Annotated in this window: 24 protein-coding genes; 8 read left to right on the top strand and 16 right to left on the bottom strand. The window is 44.9% G+C overall.

Annotation, left to right across the window (positions count from 1 at the left end; all coding sequences use genetic code 11):
- Window positions 1-140 precede the first annotated feature (140 nt).
- The gene (locus tag NST40_RS05605; protein WP_076129517.1) at window positions 141-779 is read left to right on the top strand and encodes a pentapeptide repeat-containing protein; all 639 of its coding nucleotides are present in this window, start codon (window positions 141-143) and stop codon (window positions 777-779) included.
- Here NST40_RS05605 and NST40_RS05600 read toward each other — a convergent pair.
- Complete coding sequence (locus tag NST40_RS05600) at window positions 769-1,230, bottom strand: SprT family protein (protein ID WP_081383508.1); 462 nt, start codon at window positions 1,228-1,230, stop codon at window positions 769-771. The genes NST40_RS05605 and NST40_RS05600 overlap by 11 nt on opposite strands.
- A 120-nt stretch (window positions 1,231-1,350) precedes the next feature.
- Here NST40_RS05600 and NST40_RS05595 point away from each other — a divergent pair, with 120 nt between their 5' ends.
- The 3 genes from NST40_RS05595 (at window position 1,351) to NST40_RS05585 (ending at window position 2,491) form a co-directional block, all read left to right on the top strand.
- A complete protein-coding gene (locus NST40_RS05595; protein ID WP_036686808.1) occupies window positions 1,351-1,713 on the top strand; it encodes a hypothetical protein in 363 nt (120 codons plus the stop codon).
- 64 nt (window positions 1,714-1,777) lie between these two features.
- A complete protein-coding gene (cmpA, locus tag NST40_RS05590; RefSeq protein ID WP_094903512.1) occupies window positions 1,778-1,909 on the top strand; it encodes a cortex morphogenetic protein CmpA in 132 nt (43 codons plus the stop codon).
- 96 nt (window positions 1,910-2,005) lie between these two features.
- The gene (locus NST40_RS05585) at window positions 2,006-2,491 is read left to right on the top strand and encodes a hypothetical protein (protein WP_076129519.1); all 486 of its coding nucleotides are present in this window, start codon (window positions 2,006-2,008) and stop codon (window positions 2,489-2,491) included.
- Between the two features lie 26 nt (window positions 2,492-2,517).
- Here the strand turns inward: NST40_RS05585 and NST40_RS05580 are convergent, their stop codons facing one another.
- From NST40_RS05580 to NST40_RS05550, 7 genes are all read right to left on the bottom strand, one after another.
- Window positions 2,518-2,712, bottom strand: a complete 195-nt coding sequence (locus NST40_RS05580; RefSeq protein WP_036686806.1) for a hypothetical protein — start codon at window positions 2,710-2,712, stop codon at window positions 2,518-2,520.
- Window positions 2,713-2,833: 121 nt separating this feature from the next.
- On the bottom strand, window positions 2,834-3,724 hold the full coding sequence (locus tag NST40_RS05575) for a carbohydrate ABC transporter permease (protein ID WP_076280203.1): 891 nt from the start codon (window positions 3,722-3,724) through the stop codon (window positions 2,834-2,836).
- Window positions 3,725-3,737: 13 nt separating this feature from the next.
- The gene (locus tag NST40_RS05570) at window positions 3,738-4,619 is read right to left on the bottom strand and encodes a sugar ABC transporter permease (protein ID WP_036686803.1); all 882 of its coding nucleotides are present in this window, start codon (window positions 4,617-4,619) and stop codon (window positions 3,738-3,740) included.
- Between the two features lie 101 nt (window positions 4,620-4,720).
- Complete coding sequence (locus tag NST40_RS05565; protein ID WP_038569072.1) at window positions 4,721-6,043, bottom strand: extracellular solute-binding protein; 1,323 nt, start codon at window positions 6,041-6,043, stop codon at window positions 4,721-4,723.
- Window positions 6,044-6,154: 111 nt separating this feature from the next.
- Window positions 6,155-6,943, bottom strand: a complete 789-nt coding sequence (locus NST40_RS05560) for a response regulator (RefSeq protein WP_342410489.1) — start codon at window positions 6,941-6,943, stop codon at window positions 6,155-6,157.
- Window positions 6,940-8,700, bottom strand: coding sequence for a sensor histidine kinase (locus NST40_RS05555; protein ID WP_342410488.1), 1,761 nt, complete (start codon window positions 8,698-8,700; stop codon window positions 6,940-6,942). Before NST40_RS05555 ends, NST40_RS05560 begins: the two co-directional genes overlap by 4 nt.
- Window positions 8,701-9,001: 301 nt before the next feature.
- Window positions 9,002-9,496, bottom strand: a complete 495-nt coding sequence (locus tag NST40_RS05550) for a DinB family protein (RefSeq protein ID WP_036686798.1) — start codon at window positions 9,494-9,496, stop codon at window positions 9,002-9,004.
- A 220-nt stretch (window positions 9,497-9,716) separates the two neighbouring features.
- On the opposite strand from NST40_RS05550, the gene NST40_RS05545 reads away from it, so the two are divergent.
- Complete coding sequence (locus NST40_RS05545) at window positions 9,717-10,280, top strand: CGNR zinc finger domain-containing protein (RefSeq protein WP_076277912.1); 564 nt, start codon at window positions 9,717-9,719, stop codon at window positions 10,278-10,280.
- A 310-nt stretch (window positions 10,281-10,590) separates the two neighbouring features.
- Here the strand turns inward: NST40_RS05545 and NST40_RS05540 are convergent, their stop codons facing one another.
- From NST40_RS05540 to NST40_RS05530, 3 genes are all read right to left on the bottom strand, one after another.
- A complete protein-coding gene (locus tag NST40_RS05540) occupies window positions 10,591-11,118 on the bottom strand; it encodes a GNAT family N-acetyltransferase (RefSeq protein ID WP_076277911.1) in 528 nt (175 codons plus the stop codon).
- A gap of 61 nt (window positions 11,119-11,179) precedes the next feature.
- Window positions 11,180-11,668, bottom strand: coding sequence for a hypothetical protein (locus NST40_RS05535; RefSeq protein WP_036686793.1), 489 nt, complete (start codon window positions 11,666-11,668; stop codon window positions 11,180-11,182).
- A gap of 61 nt (window positions 11,669-11,729) precedes the next feature.
- On the bottom strand, window positions 11,730-13,709 hold the full coding sequence (locus tag NST40_RS05530) for a TetM/TetW/TetO/TetS family tetracycline resistance ribosomal protection protein (protein ID WP_076277910.1): 1,980 nt from the start codon (window positions 13,707-13,709) through the stop codon (window positions 11,730-11,732).
- 187 nt (window positions 13,710-13,896) lie between these two features.
- Here NST40_RS05530 and NST40_RS05525 point away from each other — a divergent pair, with 187 nt between their 5' ends.
- Together NST40_RS05525 and NST40_RS05520 are read left to right on the top strand one after the other, a co-directional pair.
- Entirely contained in the window at window positions 13,897-14,688 is a 792-nt protein-coding gene (locus tag NST40_RS05525; protein ID WP_076277909.1) for an SDR family NAD(P)-dependent oxidoreductase, read from the top strand.
- Window positions 14,689-14,773: 85 nt separating this feature from the next.
- Window positions 14,774-15,745 (top strand): S-layer homology domain-containing protein, encoded by a 972-nt coding sequence (locus NST40_RS05520; RefSeq protein WP_076187528.1) that lies wholly within the window; start codon window positions 14,774-14,776, stop codon window positions 15,743-15,745.
- 1,909 nt (window positions 15,746-17,654) lie between these two features.
- Here NST40_RS05520 and NST40_RS05515 read toward each other — a convergent pair.
- Window positions 17,655-18,461: a hypothetical protein gene (locus NST40_RS05515; protein WP_342410487.1), complete on the bottom strand. Its 807-nt coding sequence runs from the start codon at window positions 18,459-18,461 to the stop codon at window positions 17,655-17,657.
- A gap of 169 nt (window positions 18,462-18,630) precedes the next feature.
- On the opposite strand from NST40_RS05515, the gene NST40_RS05510 reads away from it, so the two are divergent.
- The gene (locus NST40_RS05510) at window positions 18,631-19,686 is read left to right on the top strand and encodes a GIY-YIG nuclease family protein (protein WP_342410486.1); all 1,056 of its coding nucleotides are present in this window, start codon (window positions 18,631-18,633) and stop codon (window positions 19,684-19,686) included.
- A gap of 45 nt (window positions 19,687-19,731) precedes the next feature.
- Here NST40_RS05510 and NST40_RS05505 read toward each other — a convergent pair whose 3' ends face one another.
- From NST40_RS05505 to NST40_RS05490, 4 genes are all read right to left on the bottom strand, one after another.
- Window positions 19,732-20,073 (bottom strand): hypothetical protein, encoded by a 342-nt coding sequence (locus NST40_RS05505; RefSeq protein ID WP_076277906.1) that lies wholly within the window; start codon window positions 20,071-20,073, stop codon window positions 19,732-19,734.
- Between the two features lie 184 nt (window positions 20,074-20,257).
- Window positions 20,258-22,486 (bottom strand): Tex family protein, encoded by a 2,229-nt coding sequence (locus NST40_RS05500; protein ID WP_076129532.1) that lies wholly within the window; start codon window positions 22,484-22,486, stop codon window positions 20,258-20,260.
- Between the two features lie 171 nt (window positions 22,487-22,657).
- Entirely contained in the window at window positions 22,658-23,857 is a 1,200-nt protein-coding gene (locus NST40_RS05495) for an MFS transporter (protein WP_076277905.1), read from the bottom strand.
- A 172-nt stretch (window positions 23,858-24,029) separates the two neighbouring features.
- Window positions 24,030-24,638: a TetR/AcrR family transcriptional regulator gene (locus tag NST40_RS05490; protein ID WP_081383506.1), complete on the bottom strand. Its 609-nt coding sequence runs from the start codon at window positions 24,636-24,638 to the stop codon at window positions 24,030-24,032.
- Window positions 24,639-24,746 lie beyond the last annotated feature (108 nt).

Raw genomic sequence — 24,746 nt, 5'->3', positions numbered from 1 at the left:
CGATGTGCGATTTTATCCAGAAAAAGGTGTATTTGTACGGATATCCAATCCCTACAACCTTCATGAAGATTGACAAATCGGTTTAACGCGATGATAGTTAGTTTTAGCTACCCGCAAGGAGTAAACAAACGGAGGTACATATGAATTTCAAAATTGATTCGCCAAAAATAGCAGATCCAGACTCTCTTCTTCCTGAGCAAATATATTCGCTGCAAACCAAGGACGAATTCAGCTGTTGCAGCATCAGCGATACGGTTATTGATAATCAAGAGGCTAATAAGGTCAGCTTTGATCGCGTGATTTTTAAAAATGTAACGATTACGGAGTGCTCCCTAACTGGGATCGAGCTTATGGACGTGATATTTGATCGCTGTGATCTATCTAATGTGGATTTTACGAATGGCATTATTCATCGAACTGAATTTAGAAACTGCAAGCTCATTGGCACAGACTTTACAAGAGGCAGATTCCAGAATGTTCGTGTAGTAGATTGTATCGGGGATTTTGCTACGTTTCGATTCGCTAATCTGAAGCAGGTTTCTTTTGAGAACAGCTCATTAATGAGTTCCGACTACTATCAGTCAAATTTCCAAAAAATCAGCTTCAGCGAGTGTAATATGGATCAAGCCACATTGTCAGGATCAAAGCTTAATGGGATCGACCTTAGTGACTGCGAGTTCAGTGGCTTGATCGTGGATATCAAAGATTTAGAAGGATGCATCATTTCGCCTCAGCAAGCTGTTTCTTTTGTCGGATTATTAGGTTTGGTTATAAAATAAATAACTTCAACTTGCCCGAACATTTACCGCAGCGATAACGCTTAGGGTCTACTTTTCGCTTACGCGGATACTCCATGGCACAGGCACTGCATACAAGCTTATATCGATAGGGCAGCGGCTTCCGAGCTTTTGCACCCGGCAGTGTCTGACAGTAGCGGCTTCCGCCGACTTGCGCCAGCAGGCTTTTGAAATCAGCGTCACGATGCATATACCCTCGCTTAGCCAAATGCAAATGATAATGGCAGAGCTCATGCTTTATAATCCGCTCCGTCTCTTCTCTGCCAAACATGGCAAGCTGATGGGGATTAATCTCTATATTATGGCTTTTGGTAAAATATCGGCCACCCGTTGAGGACAACCGGCTGTTAAAGCTCGCCTTATGCCTAAACGGCACGCCAAAGCTGTCCCGTGATACCTGCTCAATCCACAGCTGTAGCTCTTCGTTGCTCATAGTTTCCATAGCGTTCTATCACAAGTCCTTTCCACGGGAAATAAGATCTCTACTTGAATTGTAACTTGTGCATAGGCTAAACTGTCAAGAAGGAAGACAAGTACGGAGGGAGAATGAACAATGCCGAAAATGCGGTATGTAATTTTGCAGCAAAATCAAGAATTACAATTCGTGGAAATGCCTGAGGAATATGCGTACCAACTAAGTGCGCTCAATTTACGCCTGAACAAAGAAATCGACAAGCTGACAGCCGATAATGTTCCGGATCTGCCCTTAGCCATCGCCGAGTGCGATTCGCTGGATCTGTTACGTGAGGATTACTCCCTGGAGTCCGGTCTGGATTATATCAATAGATTGGAACAAGCCTTCGCCTCTGTTCAAGAGCAGAAGAACTACCCACTGATCTCCCTGCTTACTGAGATACGAGCACTACAGGCTCAATTGGAGCAGTGGTACGAAGAGGAAGCAGAAAGCCTACTGTAATCCGCACCTTTAGGCTTATTTCTCCATATTCTAACTTACGTAAGTTGTTAGAGGAGGGATTCGCTTGCCACAGTGGCTCTGCCATCAGCTAATGAAAGCTTATTACAAAAAAGACCGCCGTCAGATCAAGCTGCTGAATGAGTGCTGGTTCTTTTATCGTAATTCTGCGGAATCGAGTAATGAGATGAAGTTATAGCCTCGGATGATTAAGATCTAGGTCATATTTAAAGCAGCGGATACCGTCTTTTAAAAAGACGGTATCCGCTTTTGTTAAGAAAGGGGACTTATAATCATGATCAGTAGAACAAGACATATACAGCTGTCTCCGGAAAGTGAGACTGAGGAAGAGGATAATTATAATCTCTATGTCATAGTCACATTCCCTGACCGCTCCCGCTGGGCATCGGATTTCTACACCTTCAAGAACATCGAAGCGATCCGACAAGACTACATCCAAAGTGGTGCTTGTCTAAATGGGGCCTACTGGAGTGCACCTAATTATCTAACTGTCGTGGATCATATTGATCGCAAGCGAATTGAAGAAATCGACGATTTATATATTTCGGAAGGTACATTCGAATACGCCTTTGAATACATAGGACAGGTCACGGAGCGGGATCTGAAGATTATCGATTATCCAGAAGGCTTTTTCAACCCTTTAGAAAAGCTTGAGCACAGATACGTTATGCGGCAGTTCGCTGCAATTGAGTTTATGCTGGAGAATGCTGCACCAGAAACTATAGCAGTAATAAAAAAGATCATCGCAGAGAAACAATAAGACTCCGCCTTAAGAATCAATCCTTATTAAAACTTAGGAAATACATATTTAACCAAAAAGAACAGAAAACCAAAAAATATAATAATGTAAGCAGCATATTTAATAAAGGTAGATGCGACAACGCTGGAATCCGATTTCCGTTGTACCTCCCTATGCTCCACCTCAACACTTCTATCCTTATAGCCCGGTTCCATCAGCAATCTCTCCTTTCGAATGTTCATCTTTGATAGCCTCCATTAACCCGAGGCTTTCAAGATTGAATCAAAATTCTAGATTGGATTAAAAAAAAGACCGGAATTCTCTTCAGCTTTTCGAGCTGAGAAATTCAGGTCTTCTTTCTACTTACCCTTTAACCGAACCCGCCGCAATTCCCTCAACGATACGGTTACTGAGGAACAGGAATGTAATCAGAATAGGCAAAATACTGATCATAAGCGTTGCCCCGATCGCACCCCAATCCGTCGTATATTGACCAATGAAGTTTTGCACCCCCACGGTCAGCGTCTTGTAAGAATCAGAACTAATAAATGTGTTTACAAAAATAAATTCGTTCCAGTTATAGATCATATTAATAATGGCTGTAGTCGCGATCACCGAGCTTGTCATAGGAAGTATAATTCTAAAAAACATTCTGTTCACGGAACAACCATCAATTACTGCAGCCTCTTCCACTTCGCGTGGCAGTGCGTAATAGAAACCCAGCAAAATCATAATCGTTATCGGCATGTTAAAAGCGACATAAGACAAAATAAGTGACAAGGGGTGATCCGTTAAGCCAATCTTATTGAATATACTAAATAACGGAATAAGCGTGGAGTGAACAGGAATCATCATCGCTACCATAAACAATCCCAGTACGAACGAGCTTCCCTTCCATTTCATCCTGGTAACTGCATACGTAACCAAGCTCCCGAAGATAACCGTTAACACCGTAGCCACGATGGTAATCCATACGCTGTTGAAGAAATACACGTTGATGTTCCCTACATTCCAGACCTTCGCGTAATTCTCCCAATGAGGATTCATCGGCAACGATAGAGCAGGAAGGTTGAACACTTCCTGATTATTTTTTAATGAGAAAAACAGCAGCCATACAAGCGGAAACAATTGCAGAGCAGCAACGGCAATCAACACGATATATAGCAATGAGTAGCCTAATTTACGTGTGATCTCCGTGCCAGCGCCGCCTGGCTTTGGCCCGATTTCTAGCCTTCCTGCAGTTCCAGACATCATGAAGCGCCCCTCCTTATGAGTATTGGATCGAATCTTTCGTAGCAGTTAATTTGCGAATGACCCAAGTAATGACGAGACAGATGACGAGCAGGAAGAAACCAATTGCGCTCCCGTAGCCAAAATCATAAGCCCGAAAAGCCTGATGATACATATAAGACGCCATCACTTCACTAGAGCCATTAGGACCTCCATCCGTCATAACAAAGATTAAGTCAAAATACTTCAGAGAACCTACAACGGCCAGAACAATCGTAACTTTAATGACTTCCATTGCGAGTGGAAGCTTAATTTTCCAAGCGATTTGTAAGGCAGAGGCTCCGTCAATCTTTGCTGCCTCTTCCAGAGAGGTCGGGATATTCTTGAGTGCTGCGTAATAGATCAGAATATAGAAACCAGCATATTGCCACAGAATGGGAATAAATAAAGCAAACAAAACTAATGTAGGCTCTGCAAGCCATGCAGGAGGATTAGCAAAACCAATGGATACTAATAAGCTGTTCACAATTCCGTTCGTCGGATGATAAATTCTTAGCCAAAGCTGCGCAATCGCAACGGACGATAGCAGCATCGGAATCAGATATATTTTGCGAAACAAGTTAGCTCCCTTGATCCGGGCGGCTAATACCATAGCAATTGCCAAATAAATAATGAGACTTAGGGTAGAAAACAACGCTAACTGCAGAGAATGCCAAGCACTATTCCAGAAGGTTTGGTCTGTTAGCAAAGCTTTATAGTTATCAAATCCAATAAAAGTCAGAGCACCTATGCCATTCCATTTATTCAGTCCATAATAACCCGTTAGAACAATCGGAATATATACAATAGCCAGAATGAGAAGCAAGGCGGGAAATACATATAACGCGATTATTTTTTTGTTAGACATCACTTTATCCAAAGTGTCCGACTCCTTTCCTTCATAAACCGTTTGAGGAAAGGCTTATCCGGCATCACGCTGCCGGATAAGCTAATTGTCCCCTTCGCCTAGTTGTCGAAGCTTTAGTTGCCTTTAGAGATGGCCGCGTCATGCTCCTCGGAATACTTCTCTGGCGTCACCGCTTTGCCAAAAAGAGCCTGGATCATATTCAGATGCGTTTCTGCTGCATTGGCACGCATTTGAACATCTGCGAATAAAGTGATGCTGCTAGCTTTGTTCATTTCGTTAAACAAATCGATGTAGAGCTGTGGTAGATCCAGTGTGGCGGTGTCCACCTTCGTAGCTGGAATAACGCCTGCTCCAGTTACGGATTGCTCTCCCCATTTGGATACGAAATACTCGACGAATAATTTTGCTTCTTCTTTTACCTCAGAGTTCTCAGCAACAAATAATCCTACACCTGGTCCACCTACCCAGCTGTTAATGTCTCCCTTCCCGCCTTCAACTGTCGGGAATTTGAAGAAACCAACACTATTACGGAATTCCAGTGGAATTTCTTCATTCGTTGTGAAGTTTGGCAGATCCCATGATCCCATCATGTACATTGCCGCCTTGCCATTTACGAACTCTGATTTTGCCTCTTCATTTGATAAACCGTTGAATCCCTTAACAAATGCATTGCTGTCTACAAGTGATTGGACCTCTGATGCCGCCTTTACTAATCCTTCATCCATAAATGAGCCTGATCCACTGATCGCACCTGCAAGTGCCTGTTGGCCTGCGATCCGATCAGCCAGATACATATACCAAAGCGATCCTGTCCAGCGATCCTTATTGCCGAGAGCAATCGGTGCAATGCCCCCATCAGATAGTGTTTTTACAACTTGCTTAAACTGATCGTAGGTTTGTGGAACCTCAAGATTATACTTTTCAAAAATAGCTTTATTGTAGTAGATAGGTGCGATGTTAAACTCAAGTGGAAGCGCATACGTTTTATCGTTAATAGCATAAGCTTCTGTAGTTCCTGCGACGAACTTGTCTTTTAATTCACCATTCAACAAGTCATCTACAGGTGCGAACAGATTTCCTTCAACGTAAGGCTGCAAAAAGCCAGCGGCCCAAGTTACCCCAACGTCTGGCAATTCGTTAGAAGCAGATAATACCTTCAGCTTATTTTTGTATTGCTCGTTGTCAAGAACCTCTTGCTTGATTACAACATTGGGATGCTCTGTTTGATATTCTTTAATGATTTGATTAACAATTTTATTTTGTCCGGCAGAAACACCTTCTGGCCATAAATGCATGAAGTTAACGGTGACTTTGTCGCTTCCCCCATTTGCACTACCTTTAGATTCACCTGCATTGTTATCTTTTTGACCACAACCAGCTGTGACAAGAACGAGGCACATCGTTAAGAACAATATTGTCCATTTTTTATTGCGCACGCTTACAACCCCTTTTCTATTGTTGTCTAGCGGCCTTGTAACCGCTTAACTAGATTGTAGCTTGGATCCCATGATGTCGTAAGGTCATAAGGATTGGGACTAATACCACTATTATTGGATTCTTTCCTCCGTGGTCATGACGTTCTGCCGGTATTGCCCTGGACTAACATTTTCGAGTGCACGAAATACCTTCACAAAATATTTAGCCGTTTGATAGCCTACTTGTTCCGCGATTTCAGCAATGGACAGCCGGGTGCTCACCAGTAGTTCTTTGGCTCGTTGTACTCTCCTTCTCGTTACATATTCACTGTAAGTCAGTCCCGTCTGCTCTTTGAAAAGGACGCTGAAATAGCTGGCATTCATGTGTAATTGATCCGCTATATCACGCATGGATATCGATTCGTGAAGATGTTCGTCTAAGTATTGGAGTGCCTCACGCACTTGAGTGCTATACACTTTCTCCTGCTGTACCGTTTCCATAAGCTTGGGATCGATCAGCTTCTCCATTCGTTCGATTCGATAAATATCATCCTTGCGTTTCAATGCTAATTCCACTGCTCGGACCAGCTTCGTTTTGTCGAGTGGCTTCAGTAAATATTCAACTACACCAAACTGCAAGGCTTTCTGTGCATAGTCAAATTCAGGATGGCCGGAGATCACAATAACCACTGGAGGATGAGGCATTTCGTTCAGCTTTCCAACTAATTCTAGCCCTCCAATCTCAGGCATGCGCACATCGGTAATAAGTAGATTAACTTTGTTATTTTGCAGCCATGCCAGTGCTTCAACACCGCTTGCTGCGGTTTCGATGCGATATTGACCGGATGACCAGGCTTCTAATGTTTTACGAACCCCTTCTCTTGTTCTCGGTTCATCATCTACGATGAGTATAGTTTTCACGTGTTTTTCCCCTCTCCAGGTTCATTCGGTATTTCAAAAGAAATGCTAGTTCCATAACCTTCTTCACTTCGTATTTCAAGCCCGTCCGTATTGTCTACGTAGCTGAGTTTCAGTCTCCGCTCTATATTAGCAATACCAATCCCAGTCCCTTTGGAAGACCTCATGCTCCCCTTCTCCATGGTGTGATAGATAGACGATATCTTTGCTGCATCCATCCCTGGACCATCGTCAGTTACCGTAACCAATGTATATCCCGGACGACTTGAAGGTCTGACAATTAGCATGACTGTCCCCGGTCCAACCCTTTGCTCTACGCCATGAAGAATCGCATTTTCGACAAGAGGCTGGATTAACAGCTTCGGTAGCGGGACACTTCGGCAAGCTTCATCTGACTCAATCCGCCAGGATAACCTGTCGAGCATACGCATCTCCATAATCTTCAAATATCTTTCGGCATGATCGAGCTCATCGCCGATAGTCACCCATTCATCATCATCAGTTCGATTGATGACATAACGAAAAAGCCCCGACATATCAACCACAATTTGGGCTAATTCCTCCTCACCTTTTTCATCTAGGGCCCAGTAGAATGCTTCTAATGTATTAAATAAGAAATGCGGATTGATTTGAGCCTGAAGTGCCTTTAATTCTGTGCGACTCTGGACGATCTCCTTCTGATAGACGACTTCAATTAGTTCATTCAGAGAGTGAGCCATCTGGTTATAAGTATTATTGAGCTCATTGATCTCCATAGTGGTAGAAGTGACTGAAATCGGTTTCAAGGTTCCAAATCGCGAACCACGCATCACTTTAATCAAATTCAGTATGGGACGTGTAATCATCGTGGATAAAATAAAAGTAAAGATGAGAAACAATAAACTGCCAACAACACCGGATACGATGATCGCTGTACGAAGGACAGATATCCCCTCTGTCGTATAGTCAACTGGAGTGAGGATTACTAGCCTCCAGCCTGTTGCCTTGGACTGCTTCTGAATTACAATGTAGTCTTCTCCGCCAACCTCAACCTTTTCTCCTCCATGATCCAGTATCTTATTTGCATTGACATTTACGGAAAAATCGGAAGAAATTTGCCGTCCCGCTTCATCAAATAATCTCATTAATTCACGCGTTTCCGCCTGTGAGCTGTCCACCTCATCCGTAAGCTGGAAGTAACTTTTCTCAATTTGAACCATAATATAGCCAGCTTTCGTGAATGAATGATCAATCAGTCTAATATTACGAATCGCAATGACGATATCCGAATTCCGCGGGTCAAGTCCAAACCATACGAGACGTCCTTTGCCCTCGTCCACCCGGCTGATCCATTCTTCGGATACTCGATTGTTCAGGCTGGCGTCATCAACCGAAAGTAATTTCTGATAATCACCTGCATACAGCTCAATGGAACGAATCCCTGTCGCATACGCCTCATATTTACGTACTTCCTGCTGGATGGTTTGACGTTCGGCGAAACTGATCGGCTTTCCTTCAGCCTCTTGAGCGAGCAATCGCTGAATGGAGGCGTTGGTTGCCACTTGCGCCGTCAACGTATTAATCTGCCGGATCAGTACATCCAATTTGCCCGTTGCCTGAACTGCAGTCTGTTCAATGTGCTTCTCCGCACTATTGCGTAATAGAACCGAAACTTGCCCGTACATAAAAAAACCAACCGTGGCGAGTACGATCACCATGACAAACATGAAACCCAGGAAAATTTGATTACGCAATGTGTTTAACTGTCCAAACCTCGTCAATCTTTACACTCCCTTCCGCCTGATAGACTTGATTCCTCATCAAAAAAGATGACCCTTAAATCTTCAGGAATCATCTGCAGCTCTAGTTATTTGTTAATTTAGCCTTTGGATTATATGATATCAGTGATTAGTTTCTGAGCCCATATCCATATCGCGTTTTAATTTATCCAAATCAACCAAAAAAAACAATATAGAATATATACTCGTGCCTACCAGAGTTGTACACAAAAAAACCGTACCTCCGCTGACCCGGGTATACCGGAATAGCAGTGTACGGCTTGTATTTTTAAATGTGGAGGTTCTAATTAAAACTACGGTTGGACACCCATGAACCCTGCAATTTACGCAGCATAATAATTTGTCCAGTATGGTAAGAATCGTGTAGGATAAGGCTCATTACCTCTTCTCCTGGCGCATGACCCGAACCGCCCCAATCATACGCGCCTTCTTCCAACGCTTCAATGATTTCTCTAAGAGCAGCATGCACGTCCTTCAGGTCTGCAACGGCTTTCGCCCATGCTTCTTCTCCTTCAGCTGTTACAGTAAAGGTATCATCGTTGCTTTCAGCATCGGGTTGTTTGGGCAACCCTTTTAGCTTTCGCAGCAAACGCACCTTATAATAAGTTAGATGGTTAACCGTTTCCCAGATAGAATTGGCCGCCCCACCCTCTGGCTTCCAGAGAGCCTGTTTGCTATCCACACCTTCCAGCGCATCGCTAAGCGGCGGAGCCCAATCCTCGATATCCATGCAATAATCCCAATTTTGGAGCAAGACCTCACTGATTTTATTTTGCATGTTCAACCTCCTAAAAATTTGTGTAAACATAAACTTCATGGTGTAGCTTCAAAAAGAACTACTTCAAAGCGAACTAATATGTAACGACTTAAACCATAATATAGTGGTTACAAAAGAAATGTAGCATATTTCCAGATTGTATTCAAGTAACTAGCTAAACTTATTTTTAACTGTTACAATGATTTGTAATGAGCGTTGAATCGGAAAGGATGAACAGACCGTGTTGTGGGAGGATTTCATTAACAGCTACTGGCGGGATTGGCGAACAGGAGATAAGAATAAAGATCGGGACAGGCTCGATGAAGAAGAATGGGTTTTTAAATGGCTGAAGGAGTATTCTCTTTTAGAAACACAGATGCCGAACACGATAGAAATGGCGCAGCTTAAAAAGCTTCGCTCACTACTATGGAACTGGGTACAGGCTATTGTGCAAGGAAACACAGTGTATGGAGAAATGCTTGAACAGCTCAATATCTATTTGGACAAGGGTCCTGTTACACGGCGAATTGTATGGAAAAGCGACGAGCAAGCGGAAATAAAGCTGTTGCCAATCCATAGCGGTTGGGAACAGGTGATGGCGGAGATTGCGGCGTCTTTTGCCGAGGCATTGCTTGAAAAAGAACCCACAAGATTCCGCATCTGCGAGAATCCCGATTGCCTCTGGGTCTATTATGATGATACACGCAACCGCTCCAAGCGGTACTGCGATGACAAAGCTTGTGGCAACCTTATGAAGGTGCGGCGCTTCCGGGCGCGGAAGAAGGCTGAGTCTGAGAGGGAATAGGCGGTTGTAGCAACGATACTCCGGTTTGCGGTGGCTTGCTACGGCAGATTATGGGCAAGTGGAAAAAGGCTGGCAGAGCTTTATGAACTCGTAAAATAACTGCATTTCATACACTTATTCCGCATCCAAAGGGGATCATCAAGACTTTAATTGTATTCTGTACACTTAAAAACTAGAAAATGTGCCCATAGAGTAATAAATCACAAAAATAGATGTACGAAATACAGTTATATCCTTTGGCGGGTTATTTGCAGGATTATAGTTGTACAAAATACAGTTAAAAGCTTCTGCACATCGCTCTCCTTGGCTCTTAACCCCCAACAACCCCAATATCCCTCCACCCGATCATGATCTCTTCAACGAGCTCATTCCCAATCTTCACTTCTTTTGTCGCAACAGATTGCCCACCCACTTTGTGGTAGAAATGAATCGCGGGATTTCCTGTTACCACCCAAGTCATGAACGAGCTATAATTTTTCTCCAATAAATTCTGTGCTACGCTTCTTATGAGTTGCCTTCCAAGACCCTTTCCTTGCTGTTCCTTAAGCAAATAGAGTGCATATAGCTCCGCATCATAGAGATCAGAGAGATCTGACCCTCTTCGCGCTCCTCCATTTGCAAAACCAATAATCGTCCCAGCCCCATCTTCGGCCACATACATAACCTCGTCTTTATTGGGGTTTTCAAAATTCCGAATCCAGAGCTTTCTTCTTGCTTCCACTGTGATTTTATCGAGAAACTCGTCCGAAATTAGCCCTCTGTACGTGGTTTTCCAACTCGCAGCGTGGACAAAAGCGATCCCGTCTATATCACTAGCTGTTGCTTCTCTAATCTTCAATTTATTTCCCCCTCAGATTTCCGATAAAAGCTTCAGCTAGTCCAAGATTGACAGTACTTGCTTATGAATAGTAACTATTTAAGGATTCTCTAAAGACATTAATGGGCTCTTTATAATCAATAGGTTTATATATAATAGTGTTCAACCACTTATTCCTCTCAAGCAAGCTGCTGAAATCACTTTGAGCTACCGAATTGTATAGTGTTATTTCATTCATTGTTCCAAGTACACTTTTATTATTTGTACGGGATATAGTGATTTCTCCGGCCTCTAATAAATACTGATTTATGAGCTGCTTCTTAAAACCCTCCTGCAATAAATACTCCTTAAGTTCTATTCTGAACTTTTCAACCAATTTATCAGCTTGACCACTTCTTATTCCATCCAATAATATACATAACCGGCTTGCATCATGTACAAATAAAATATGTTTTTTTCTGAGCTGCATAATATTCACATGCCAACTAAAAAAGGAGGAGATGTCTTCTACTTCTACTGGAGCTACTTTCATATCTTTTAATAATTTCTGAGTATATCTTAGTACTAACATCGCTGACACGCTCCTTTGTCTTCACCCTGCCTATTAGTCTCAATAGTCCTTCTACCTCAATTTACCCTTGCAGTGCCTTTCGCACGCTTAATATATATTTCGCCTGATCAAGTGGGTTCACGCCCCGGCGGGTGCGCTCAGCAGATACGTCTGGTGGACATTCTTCATAGCCGGCAAAAAAAGAAGTAAACGTGCTGCGCCCCTTCGTGTAGGAGCTTAAGCTGACAGGATAATCGAGCGACGTTGCCAGCGGCAGACGTCCTTCGATAATCATCCGTTCGCCTTGCAGCACGGGAGGCTCGAACGTGCCGCGCATCTGCACGAGGTCGTTCATCACCCGGCCGCCATTCTCCTCAGGAACCACGATGCGAACCTGCAGAATCGGCTCCAGAAGCTTAGTGCCTACCCGAGCGAGTCCGTCCATAATTCCCATCGGAGTCGCCACAGCAAAATCCAGCGGATGGGTATGCCATACATGATGCTGTCCCTCGGTCAAGGTCACTTTAAGGTCGGTAACCTCCCAGCCATACAAACCCTGCTGCAAGGCTTCCGGTACACGACGTGCGGTTTCGCTCTGGTATTGCGGCAGCAGATCGGAACTCCGCACTATCGAATCATAGACTAAACCACTGCCCGGAGGTCCAGGCTCAATCTGAAAGCGTAGAATCGCCCAGCACGGTTTCGGCATCGTGTAAGCGATAAAACCTTCGCCGGCACGGGCTGGCGTTTCTTTATATATGACAGAAGGCTGACCGAAAGTAACCTTCAGCGCATATCGCTCCTCCAGAACACTGTTCAGAATCTCCAGCTGAATCGGTCCCATTACTTTGATATGCAGCTCCCGCTCATCCTGCAGCCACTGTGCATCCAAAAGCGGATCTTCATCCGCCAGCTCCTGCAGCGCCCCGATAACCTTATGGTCATCCATTTCTGGCTCCCAGAATACACGCACCGTTAGCAGCGGTACAGCCAGCTTCGCCTCCTCCGGAATGGCCCCCGGATGGCCGAGCACATCTCCGATGCGCACCCCGGAAAGACCATAGATAACAGCAATATCTCCCGCTTCAAGCGCTCCGACATCCTCGGTCCGACCACCTTCGACCTTGCGGATCTGGGTCACTTTTCCCTGAATATCCTGCGTATAATTCATCAGCGTATCGCGGTTACGGATCGTCCCTTCATAAAGGCGGACAAACGCCATCCGTCCCATACTTTTATCACGTTGAATATTGTATACGATGCCTGACACCGGACCCTCCACATTACCACCAGCGCGCGGAAAATACTCAACCATCGCATCCAGCAAGGCAGTAATCCCAAGCCCCTTGGCGGCGACGCCATAAACCATCGGAAAAAAGCGACCTGATGAGGAGGCTGTTTTCATATATTTTTTCCATTCAGCCAAATCAATCGGACTACCTGACATATACTTCTCCAACAGCTCTTCGTCCCGTTCAGCTAAAGCCTCTAATAATTCTGTTCGCTTGTTAGCATCAGCTTCATTCTCCCATAAATCTATTGCTCCTATGTACTCCTTCTCTTTGCCGATCGGTTGCTGAACTGGAATGATATCACTAGACAAATAATTTCGCGCCTCTGCCAGCACAGCTTCAGAGTCAGCACCTACACGATCCATTTTGTTCACAAAAATAAGTGTGGGGATTCCCAGCTTGCGCAGCGCGTTCCAGATCATCTCGCTTTGGGCCTGCACACCCTCCACGGCTGAAAGAACAAGCACCGCACAATCCATCACCCGCAAAGACCGCTCAACTTCGGACAGAAAATCGACGTGCCCCGGGGTATCGACCAGATTAATCTGCACACCTTTCCAAGCAAAAGAAGCCAATGCCGCCCGTACGGAGATCCCCCGCTGCCGCTCCACATCCATAGAATCCGTCAATGCCGTCCCCGTATCTACGCTGCCAAGCGCTCGAATGCGACCGCTTTCATACAAAATATGCTCCGTTGTTGTTGTCTTCCCGGCGTCCACATGGGCAAATATCCCCACATTAATCCGTTCTGCTCCCTGCTGCTGAATCATCTATAGTTCCCCTATCATGAGCTAGATTTATCTAAATTTATCTGAATTTATATTATTTACATCCTTATGTTCCATAGTAATATATCCATCCACGTTGTTCCACCCTCCAGTTCAAATGGTTAGATTCAGCTATGCCGGGTATGTAATTACTAATATAAGAAATTTAACGCCGAGGAGGAAATTCATCATGACAGATAAACGTTTACAGGATAAAGTTGCAGTGGTTACAGGTGCTGGTTCCGGTATTGGAAAAGCTACAGCGATACGGTTTGCCCAACAGGGAGCTAAGGTATATATGCTTGACCGCACTCCCGAGGATTCCTATGAAACTAAACGTGAGATTGAAACTATTGGCGGTACAGCAACAGTAATTGAATGCGATGTCTCCAATCCAGGTCTGGTCGAAGAAAGTATTCGTAAGGTTGGGGAGGCGGCCCAGAAGATTGATATTATTTTTGCCAATGCTGGCATTAATGGTACATGGTCTCCCATCGAAACACTAGAAATCGAAGATTGGGACCAGACACTGAATACCAACCTACGCAGCACCTTTGCCACAGTAAAATATGCCATCCCCCATATGAAAGAAAATGGCGGCAGCATCATTATCACCAGCTCCATTAACGGCAACCGAGTATTCTCGAACATTGGCGCTTCCGCTTACTCATCTTCCAAGGCAGGACAAGTTGCTTTTATGAAAATGGCGGCACTAGAGCTGGCGCAATACGGCATCCGTGTAAATGCCATCTGTCCTGGATCAATCGATACACAAATTGGAGATAATACGTATAAAAGCGATGATCTTCAAGAAGTGAAGATTCCTGTGGAATTTCCGGAAGGTAATCATCCGCTGGAAAATGCACCAGGTAAGCCTGAGCAGGTTGCCAATCTGGTATTATTTCTCGCATCGGATGAATCTTTTCATGTGACGGGAACTGAAATTTATGTAGACGGTGCCGAATCGCTACTGCGTGGATAATATTTTACTTGAATCGTTATAATATTTTAAATTCTATGCAACATTTTGGTCTAATCTACCATCTAAGAGTATGGAGGTGACGCAAATGAAAAAACCATTATTCATAAATAACGCTAAAAAAATGACTATAGCCTGCGGCATTTTGGCAGCGAGTGTGTCTTTTGGGGCATCCGCTTTTGCTTTTTCAGATTTGAAAGGTGATCCTGCGGAAGCAAAAATCAACTCTTTGCATAAAGAGGGGATTATAAACGGAGTAGACAAAGATAAGTTTGCTCCTAAATCTAAAGTAAGCTTTGCGCAAGGGATACAATTCATCGTTGGGGGTCTGAATCTGACTCCGCAACCAGCGGCAGGTAGTAGTTCTTCCAAAGCCAGTGATTATTTTGATAAAGTGAACGACAAGGCCTGGTATGCTTCGGCTTTCCTGACTGCCAAGCAAAATGGCCTTTCACTCGACCGGACAGTGGATCCTAATGGAACTATCACCCGTGCTCAGTTCGCGCACTTATTGACGCAAGCGTTGCAAAGTAAAGGTAACTTCCCTGTTACGCTGATGTATGTAGACATTAAGGATGGCGATAAACTCTCTACGGAGGTTATAAATAGTCTCCAGATCCTGCTGAATACACATATTGCTACACTCGATAAGAACGGTAGTTTCCGGCCGAATGATGCTATTACCCGCTCTGAAGCAGCCGCTCTGATCTATGATGCAGCCGCTTTTGCTAAACGTGTAATTGTATCTAATGGCAGTCCCACTACTCCAACCTACGAAACAGAGGTTACGTTGACCAAAGCGGGTGAAGGCGTAAATAAAGCCACCCTTACCGTTAATAATCTACCTAACCCCGGGTATGGGCTGGTGATTGAGCGAATCGAATTTGGTAAAGACAATACGGCTGTAATTTACTTTAACGTGACTGCTCCTGAACCAGGGAAAATGTACGCGCAGGTGATCACAAAAGCATCTGTTGCCACTTATCTGCCAGATGGATACAAAGCTATCGCTCAACCTGTAACTGGCTCCGCCTCTTATTCGTCTAGCGCGGCACAATAATATAAATTGAACTTGAGGGTTTTAGAGTTAAGGGCCAGTCGCAGCTGCGGTGAATATTTGGGCTTCCAGCTGCCGTTTATGATGGCTGAGAAACGGAGAAGCTTATGCTTACGAAGATGGCTTTCCTGTGGAAAGCTATAGGGAGGGCATTATCACTCTTACAGTTCTAAAGTTCCCCTTCGCCTCTCTTCCCTTTCCTCAGGTATCTAAGTTCATTTTTATAAACAAATAAGGGATGCCTCAAAAGCCATCATATGGCTACTGAAGCATCCCTTATTTGTTGTTTGTTGTTCCTTCCCCCTTTATCCCAACTCCAAACTCTGATTCATTAGGTAACGAATGCAGCCGCTATCGAACTACATAATTGCTATTGTCTTAAAAAACATCCAATATGGGCCTATTTCTAACGAATAGCTGCACTGGGCCGAACTGTGCTCCAATCGCAATAAATTTGCAAATAACGTCGCTGGGTTCGCAAGCTAACTCAGGCTCAGAAATGCTGATTACTTAGCAGTGATGAACATCAGACTTCGAGCGATTAGATCATATTCGTGTGCAAAGCTACTTGACGGGGATGAACATCAAACTTCGAGCGATTAGATCATATTTGTGTGCATGAAGCTACTTGACGGGGATGAACATCAAACTTCGAGCGATTAGATCATATTTGCACGGACGCAGCTGCTATCGGACCCAGATGACCTTATTCGCAGAAAAATGCCAATTTCACGATACTATCGGACTCCACCATCGCTATTGGCACAAAAAGCACCATAGATATGCCTTTTTCTAATGAATAGCTGCACTGGAGTCCGAAACTATGCCCTAATCGCTAAAAACACGCGAATAGCGTCATCTGGGTCCGTTAGGCTCAGCGTGTATCAACGAATATGAAAATCCGCTAAAGCAGGTAGCCAAAAACAAAATACAAGTCAGCGATGCTCCAATGTTTGCGGTATGCGAACGTAGCAGATGGGTGTGTAGTAGAGAGGTGTGCAGCAGGTAGGGCACAGCAGTTAGTGTACAGCAGGTAGTGTACATCAGTTAGGTATGCATCAGTTAGGTATGCATCAGTTAGGTATGCATCAGTTAGGTATGCATCAGTTAGGTGTGCAACAGATGGATTTGCACGGATGGGGTTGCAGTAGCTATCGGACCCAGATGACCTTATTCGCAGTATAATCGCACATTTGGACTACTAAAGGACTCCATCGTCGCTATTGGCACAAAAAGCACCATAAATGTGCCTTTTTGTAATGAATAGCTGCACTGGAGTCCGAAACTGTGCTCCAATCGCTAAAAACACGCGAATAACGTCATCTAGGTCCGTAAGGCTCATCCTGTATCAACGAATATGAAAATCCGCTGAAGCAGGTACCCAAAAACAAAATACAGATCAGCGATGCTCCAATGTTTGCGGTATGCGAACGTAGCAGATGGGTGTGCAACCGCTAGGTGCAACAGTTAGGTGTGTAGCAGTTAGGTATGCAGTAACTAGGTGTTCAGTAACTAGGTGTTCAGTAACTAGGTGTTCAGTAACTAGGTGTTCAGTAACTAGGTGTGCATCTGTTAGGTATGCATCAGTTAGGTGTGCAGCACTAGGTGTGCAACAGAAGGATTTGCAGCGGATGGGGTTGCAGTAGCTATCGGACCCAGATGACCTTATTCGCAGTATAATCGCACATTTGGACTACTAAAGGACTCCATCGTCGCTATCGGCACAAAAAGCACCATAAATGTTCCTTTTTGTAATGAATAGCTGCACTGGAGTCCGAACCTGTGCTCTAATCGCTAAAAACACGCGAATAGCGTCATTTGGGTCCGTAAGGATCAGCGTATACCAACGGACGTGAATAATAAGTTGAAGCAGGCAAACAGCGTCCATAATAGCGCCGTCTGAGTCCGTAAGCTAAGGCGTCCATTGATCATGAATAATGCCGACTAATGCATGGTCTTCTCCGATCTTTTCGAAGACTAGGCGCAGGCTGCGCCAATCCATACCCTCGACAGAAGGATCGATACCAGCAATATGATATTCAACGAAATCATATTGCTCCTTAGGATACACTTCGTTTAAGTTATTGATCGTCGTCCCTTGCCCAAGCCCCTTGTTCACAGCAATTTCGGCCTTCTGAATGAAGTCCGCATCATAAACAAACCGCTTGTAGTAATCTGCAAATGTCAGCTCGATTAAATCACCGGAGCCAGCAAATGTTCGCCAGACTCTTTTGGTAGAGTCATTCATTAATCCTTCTACTTCCTCCCGGGTGAATACAAGATCATTTTTTGTATCCACGTATGCATATGGAGAGAAACGTAGCCCTTTATCCCGATGTACCCATGCCGCTAATTGCTTCATATTCTTATTCTTAATGGAGTTCATTACCGTAGACGCCGCTTCCTCAACTAATGGCGGCAATCCCTCTAGATCCTGCGGCTGCCCCGTACTTGATGTCTCAGTCTCCTGTGGTGATTCCGTAGTAACCGCTGACTGTGCAGTTTGTGTCTGCTCTGGCGTCTGCTTTTGTGTCTGCTCTGGTGCCTGCTCGGGTATCGGCTTTTGCGTGTGCACTGGTGTCTGCTCTGGCGTCTGCTCTTGTGTCTGCTCTGGCGTCTGCTTCGGCTCCGTCCCTGCTTCTGGCGTTCCGCTACATGCTGTAAGCCATAACATTGCTGCTATCAGCGCCAGCCCACCGATTTTTTTTGCGAAGTACATAAGATCCCTCCTTAGCTTCGATCCTTCACTCTTTAGACTGATTTGAACAAATGAAGGTTGCAAGCTTATACTAAAACTATCAATCATACAACTCTTATGAGAGGGCGGGGTTACCATTCATTTAACAGAAAAACTTAAAAGCCTTCCCCTAACTCCCGGCGTTTATCTCATGAAGGATAATCTCGGTCATATTATATATGTTGGCAAGGCAAAACAGTTAAAACGGAGAGTCCAATCCTATTTTCAAAACTCAAAATCTCATTCCCCAAAGGTTAAGCAGCTTGTAAGAAATATTAAAGATCTGGAAATCATCCTTACGGATACCGAATTCGAAGCCTTTATGCTGGAATGCAAATTAATTAAAGAGATCAAACCCATGTACAATAAAAAAATGAAAAATCCGCAGGCTTATACCTATATCGTAATAGGAGCGAATGAAAAAATACGTTCGTTAGAGATTACGTATGATCCTGCGGTCAAAGAAGGCACTCAGGTTTTGGGTCCCTATACAAGCAGAAGCACGGTTGAACGGGCAGTACAAGGCATTAAAGAAAGCTCAAAAATCCTTTGCAGCAACCCTAGCTTTAAAAATTCCCTATGCCTAAACCATTCGCTTGGCCTATGCATAGGGATGTGTGCAGGCGGAGATGCCGCTGTTCAATATAATAAAATTATTGATCGGGTCATTGGCTTACTAAACGGCTCAGATTCCAGCATCCTCGAGGAAATGGAGCAGCGGATGGCAGTGGCCGCGGAGCACTATGACTTCGAAACCGCCGCCAAATACAGGGATTATATTGGAGCTGTCAGCTTCCTGATTCACAAAGAGAAGGTCATCGAATTCGCTCAAGAGAATCAGAATATTGCAGTTCTTGAGGCCATGAATGAACAGACGCTTAAACTCATTCTGCTCAAGGGCAACCTTATCCTGTCCCATACCAAGCTACAATATGATCAACCGGATATCACCCACCTGCAAGCGGCAATAAAGTCAGCGATTATGACCACTTTTCACAGTGAACCCAATCAGACCCCGGCAGCGATCGGCCGCCATGAAATTGACGAAGCACAAATAATATACAGCTATTTAAAAAGCAGCTCCTGCAGCTACATCATCATTCAAGAGGATTGGCTTGCAGCTGAGCAACGTTCCAATATGGAGGCTTCGGTAAATGAGCTGTTGCAGATTTTTTTAAATGCGGTTCCTTCTCATTCCTATAATTAAAAGGTACGGGTTGTAACTGCGGTGAATGTTTGGACTTCCGGCTGATTATAGTAAACGGCGGCCTGCCTTTGCAGGCTGCATTTTTCGGTTTTGCTTCTTCAACAATCTTTTATAGCGTTTCTGAGTGTAAAGCACCTCACCCGCCTCCATTACCGTTTCCTTCGCCTCATTAACAACCAGCTTAGTTTCCTCCACACATTCCTTCATACGATTGATCTCCGATTTGAATCCCTCAGATCTGTCCTTCGCCTGCTCCAACGTGATCTGAATGTTTTCCTTCATCTCATCTATAGGTTCTTTCAACCCCTCTACTGATTGCTTAACTCCGTCAAGGGATTGCTTCAGGCCATTCACACTATTTTTTAATTCTTTCAATGGATTTCCCACATCTATCTCCTCCTAGTAATAAGCCATTAGTTCAACTGTTACTCTAAACTTACCCAAAGAGTGCACGTCCTTCACTCCTATAATGACAAAAAGGGTTCCAACTAAAAATAATCAACAAGAAGCCAGTCCCCAATAATGGAGGCTGGCTTCTTGTTGTCGTTCTTTGAGGATCACTGCGATCTGTCTACTTTACGCTTCCCGCCTCAACACGCGGCGGACGCATCGTCAAGCTGACCCGGCCCTTCTTCAGGTCAACCCCCATCACCCAGACGGTGACATTGTCTCCTACGGAGACAACGTCCATCGGGTGCTTCACAAAGCTGCCGCTGAGCTGGGAAATATGCACCAGCCCATCGTTTTTGATGCCGATATCGACGAATGCGCCGAAATCGATAACGTTGCGGACGGTTCCCTGCATTTCCATGCCAGGAACCAGGTCCTCGATCTTCAGCACATCGGTGCGGAAGATCGGCAACGGCAGCTCCTCGCGCGGATCGCGGCCCGGACGCTGCAAGCTCTCCAGGATGTCACGCAGCGTAGGTACGCCAACATCCAGCTTCACAGCCAGCTCCTCGGCATTTTGCACCTCAAGCTGTGAGGCTACTTCTTTGCTGCCAAGCTTATTCACATCGAGGCTTAGCTCACGGAACAAACGATCCACCACCGGATAGGACTCGGGGTGAATAGGCGTGCGGTCCAAGGTGTTGTCTCCACCCGGAATCCGCAGGAAGCCGATACATTGCTCATAGGACTTGGCACCTAGACGAGGTACCTTTTGCAGCTGCTTCCGAGTCGTGAACTTGCCGTTCTCTTCCCGGAATTTAACGATATTCTTAGCAATTGTTCCATTAACCCCTGCCACATAAGAGAGCAAAGCAGGAGATGCCGTGTTCACATCCACACCAACATGGTTTACCGCTGATTCCACGACGGCTTTAAGACTCTCCTCCAGATGCTTTTGGGAGACGTCATGCTGGTACTGTCCCACACCAATAGCTTTCGGATCGATTTTCACCAGCTCCGCCAGCGGGTCTTGCACACGACGGGCGATAGAAGCCGCGCTGCGCTCCGCTACATCCAGATCCGGGAATTCCTCCTGCGCCAGCTTGGAAGCCGAATAGACACTCGCTCCCGCTTCATTAACGATCAGGTACGCCAGCTCTGGATTACCAATCTCGGCAATCACTTCTGCTGTAAACTGCTCCGTTTCACGCGAGCCTGTACCATTGCCGATTACGATGAGCTGAATGCCGTACTTAGCAATCAACTCTTTGAACTTAGCAGCAGCTTCGAGCTTCTTGTTGTTCGGCGGCGTCGGATAGGTCACAGCTACCTCTAGCAGCTTACCTGTATCGTCTACAACAGCCAGCTTACAGCCAGTACGGTATGCAGGGTCAACACCCAGCACACAACGTCCCTTTACTGGCGGTTGCAGCAGCAGGCTACGTAGATTGCCAGAGAAGATCGAAATCGCCTGGTTCTCCCCACGTTCGGTCATCTCTCCACGAACTTCACGCTCTACAGAAGGAGCAATCAAACGTTTGTAGGCATCCTCAGTCACTGCTTCCAGCAGTTCCTTCACCGGGGATGGCCCTTTAATGATCTTCCGTGCGATATAGGCATGAATTTTATCAGTGACGACCTCAATGCCTACCTTTAATATATTTTCACGCTCACCACGGTTAATTGCTAGGATGCGGTGAGGTGGCATTTTGTGTACAGGTTCACGGTAACTATAGTAATTTTCGTATACAGATTCTTGTTCTGCATCCTTTGCTTCAGACACAAGAATACCTTGACTTGCTGTATACTGGCGAACCCAAGAGCGGATCGCAGGATCATCTGCTATGTTCTCGGCAATGATATCCAGTGCGCCTTGCAGCGCTTGGTCTGCGCTCTCTACTCCCTTTTCCACATCAATATATTTCGATGCTTCAGTCTGTGGATCCCCTTGTCTTTGCTGCTCCAAGATCCAGTTAGCAAGCGGCTCAAGTCCTTTTTCCTTCGCAACACTAGCCCGCGTCTTACGCTTTTGCTTGAAGGGACGATACAAGTCCTCTACTTCCTGAAGCTTGACCGCATTGATAATTTGCTCATGAAGCTCCTTGGTCAGCTTGCCCTGCTCTTCAATATTGCGTATAACGTCTTTTTTACGTTCGCCTAGATTGCGAAGATAACCCAGCCGTTCTTCAATATCACGAAGCGCATTCTCGTCCAGCTCACCCGTCATTTCCTTCCGATATCTGGCGATGAACGGAATGGTATTTCCCTCATCCAACAGTCCTACCGTAGTGCGTACCTGTTTCAAACTAATGTTCAATTCCTTGGCAATCGCTACGGTTATCAATTCCTGCTCCCGCTGTGCGTTTGCCTCATCCGTAATGACTTCCGTATTGCTGTTATCTACCGCCATTAGTATCCCTCTTCCCGTACACAATCTGCTTATACATATCTTGATCTCATAATTAAAATAGTATCACAGATTCGGCTCTGCACCAAAGACCAGCCCGAATAGCGCGCTTTGTACTGAACCGCTGTGCGATAAAGCGAGGCATGGTAGAGTGGTCAAGCCCGGATTCGGCGATTACGCCCGCTGTCCCATTCCCCGTTTGCCGGAACTCAGTGACAATACAAAACACAAAGCCAGAACGAGCGCGGCTGCCCCATATGGGAAGTTAATACTAAGATCAAACAAATACCCTGCGACGATAGGCCCAGCAATATTTCCGAGACTTGTATAAGCTGAGTTCATTCCCGCTACGAAACCTTGCTGCGATTCTCCGGCCATCTTGGAAAGCTGTGTGCCTACTGCTGGACGCAGAATATCCATTGCAAAGAACACAATAAAGGTAACCGTAATAATCGCCCAAAAGCCGCTTACAAACAAGGTCAGCAGAATAAACAATGATGAGACTATAAGACAAGTGGAGATCACCTTGTTCTCCCCGAATTTATTCAAGATCCAGCCAAACGCGGACACCTGCACCACCGCACCTGCAATAGAACCAAAGGTAATTACAAAAGCGATATCCTTAGGCGTAAAGCCAAATTTATGGTCCACGAACAATCCGAACACCGTTTCATAATTAGCCAGCCCAAAAGCCATAACAAATACAATAATTAAGCCGAAAAAATACGGTTCGCGATAAGAGCGCATCAGCTGCGTCAAGAAGCTTTCCTGATTATTTTTTGATAACATCGCTTCCTTACGTTTCTCTTCAGATAGAGACTCAGGCAAAATTAAAACTGTAATTAGAGCTGCAACTCCAGCTGCACCCGCTGCACAGAAAAAGGGTACCCGCATTCCAAGCTCAGCAAGATAACCGCCAATCCCAGGACCAATAATAAAGCCGGTGGTAATGGCTGCATTAATTAGCCCCATTCCTTTAGCTCTCTCTTCAAAAGAAGTCGTGTCCGCTACATAAGCCATAACTGCCGGCATAATTAAAGCAGCTCCTGCACCACCAAGCAATCTCGAAACGAACAAGAGCCAAGGTACATTGGCCAGACCAAAAATCAGCTCCGATATCGCAAACACGATCAAACCTGCTACAATCACCTTTTTTCTACCGATTCTGTCGGATAATCTGCCGGCAAATGGCGATATTAATAATTGGGCAAGCGAGAAGGAGGCGACCAAGAGCCCGACAGTACTTCCGCTGATCCCAAGCTCATTCATGTAGGTTGGCATTATTGGGACTACTAGCCCAATTCCAGTAAAAGCCAGAAAAATATTAAGCATAACAAGCAGCATAGCGCCTCTGTTTCTAAGTAACAATGACATTGTATTAACCCTCCGTGTGTTTAAAGCCAAAACTTCGAATATTATGCATGTTAAGACCGACCATCCGGTCTAAATAATAGTAAAAAAATAACCCTTCCTATTCCGGTGCCTTTGAGAAGCTTCAGCCTTCATGTTCCTGAATGTAAAGCTTCTTTTCATGCCCCTCGTTATCTTACCCCGTACGGATCCCTTGTAATAATAAATTTACTGCTTCCCGGTAATATTTTTTTATATCCTCCTGGGTCTTCTCATGAATCGAGAATTCAGAAACTCTTCCAATCCCTTCAAGCATGCCACTCACGATGATTACATAGTTCTCTAAGTCGCCCTTTACCAAATATCCCGTTTCAATACCTTCCTTCAAAAGATCACGACAAGCATGTGAGGCTGCTTCATAAAGAAGTGAAAGCCGCTTGCTAATCTCTTCCGGGTGGCATCTGCTTCTGGAGAATTCCTCGAGCGCATGAATCAATGGATTCTGAAAATCATTTGCGTAGTGTTCGGCTAACGCATAAAATCGTTCTTCGATTCCTACAATTTCCTGTTTCTTATCATCCCACGCTTGCAGCCACTCTAACGTATCCACTTCCACTACAAATAGAAAAAGCTCATCCTTGCTCGGAAAATGGTGATAAAGACTGCCTTTACTGACATTCGAGGCTACACAAACTTCATTCATAGTTACGGCAGCATAACCCTTCTGTACAAACAGCTGCGTGGCCTTGCGCACAATTCTTTTTTTAGTTTCTTCTCCGTCTGAGCGTCCTTTGATTCTAAGCACCTCCTAAACCGACCGTACGGTCTAATAATATCAGATCATTTTCAAAAAGTGAAGACCTAACGATTCTTTATTTACTATACGCAAAAACGCACATTAAAAGACGCCCGG

The sequence above is a fragment of the Paenibacillus sp. FSL R10-2778 genome (assembly GCF_038593035.1).
GTDB lineage: Bacteria > Bacillota > Bacilli > Paenibacillales > Paenibacillaceae > Paenibacillus_AQ > Paenibacillus_AQ odorifer.
This window is presented reverse-complemented; position numbering and strand designations above follow the sequence as displayed.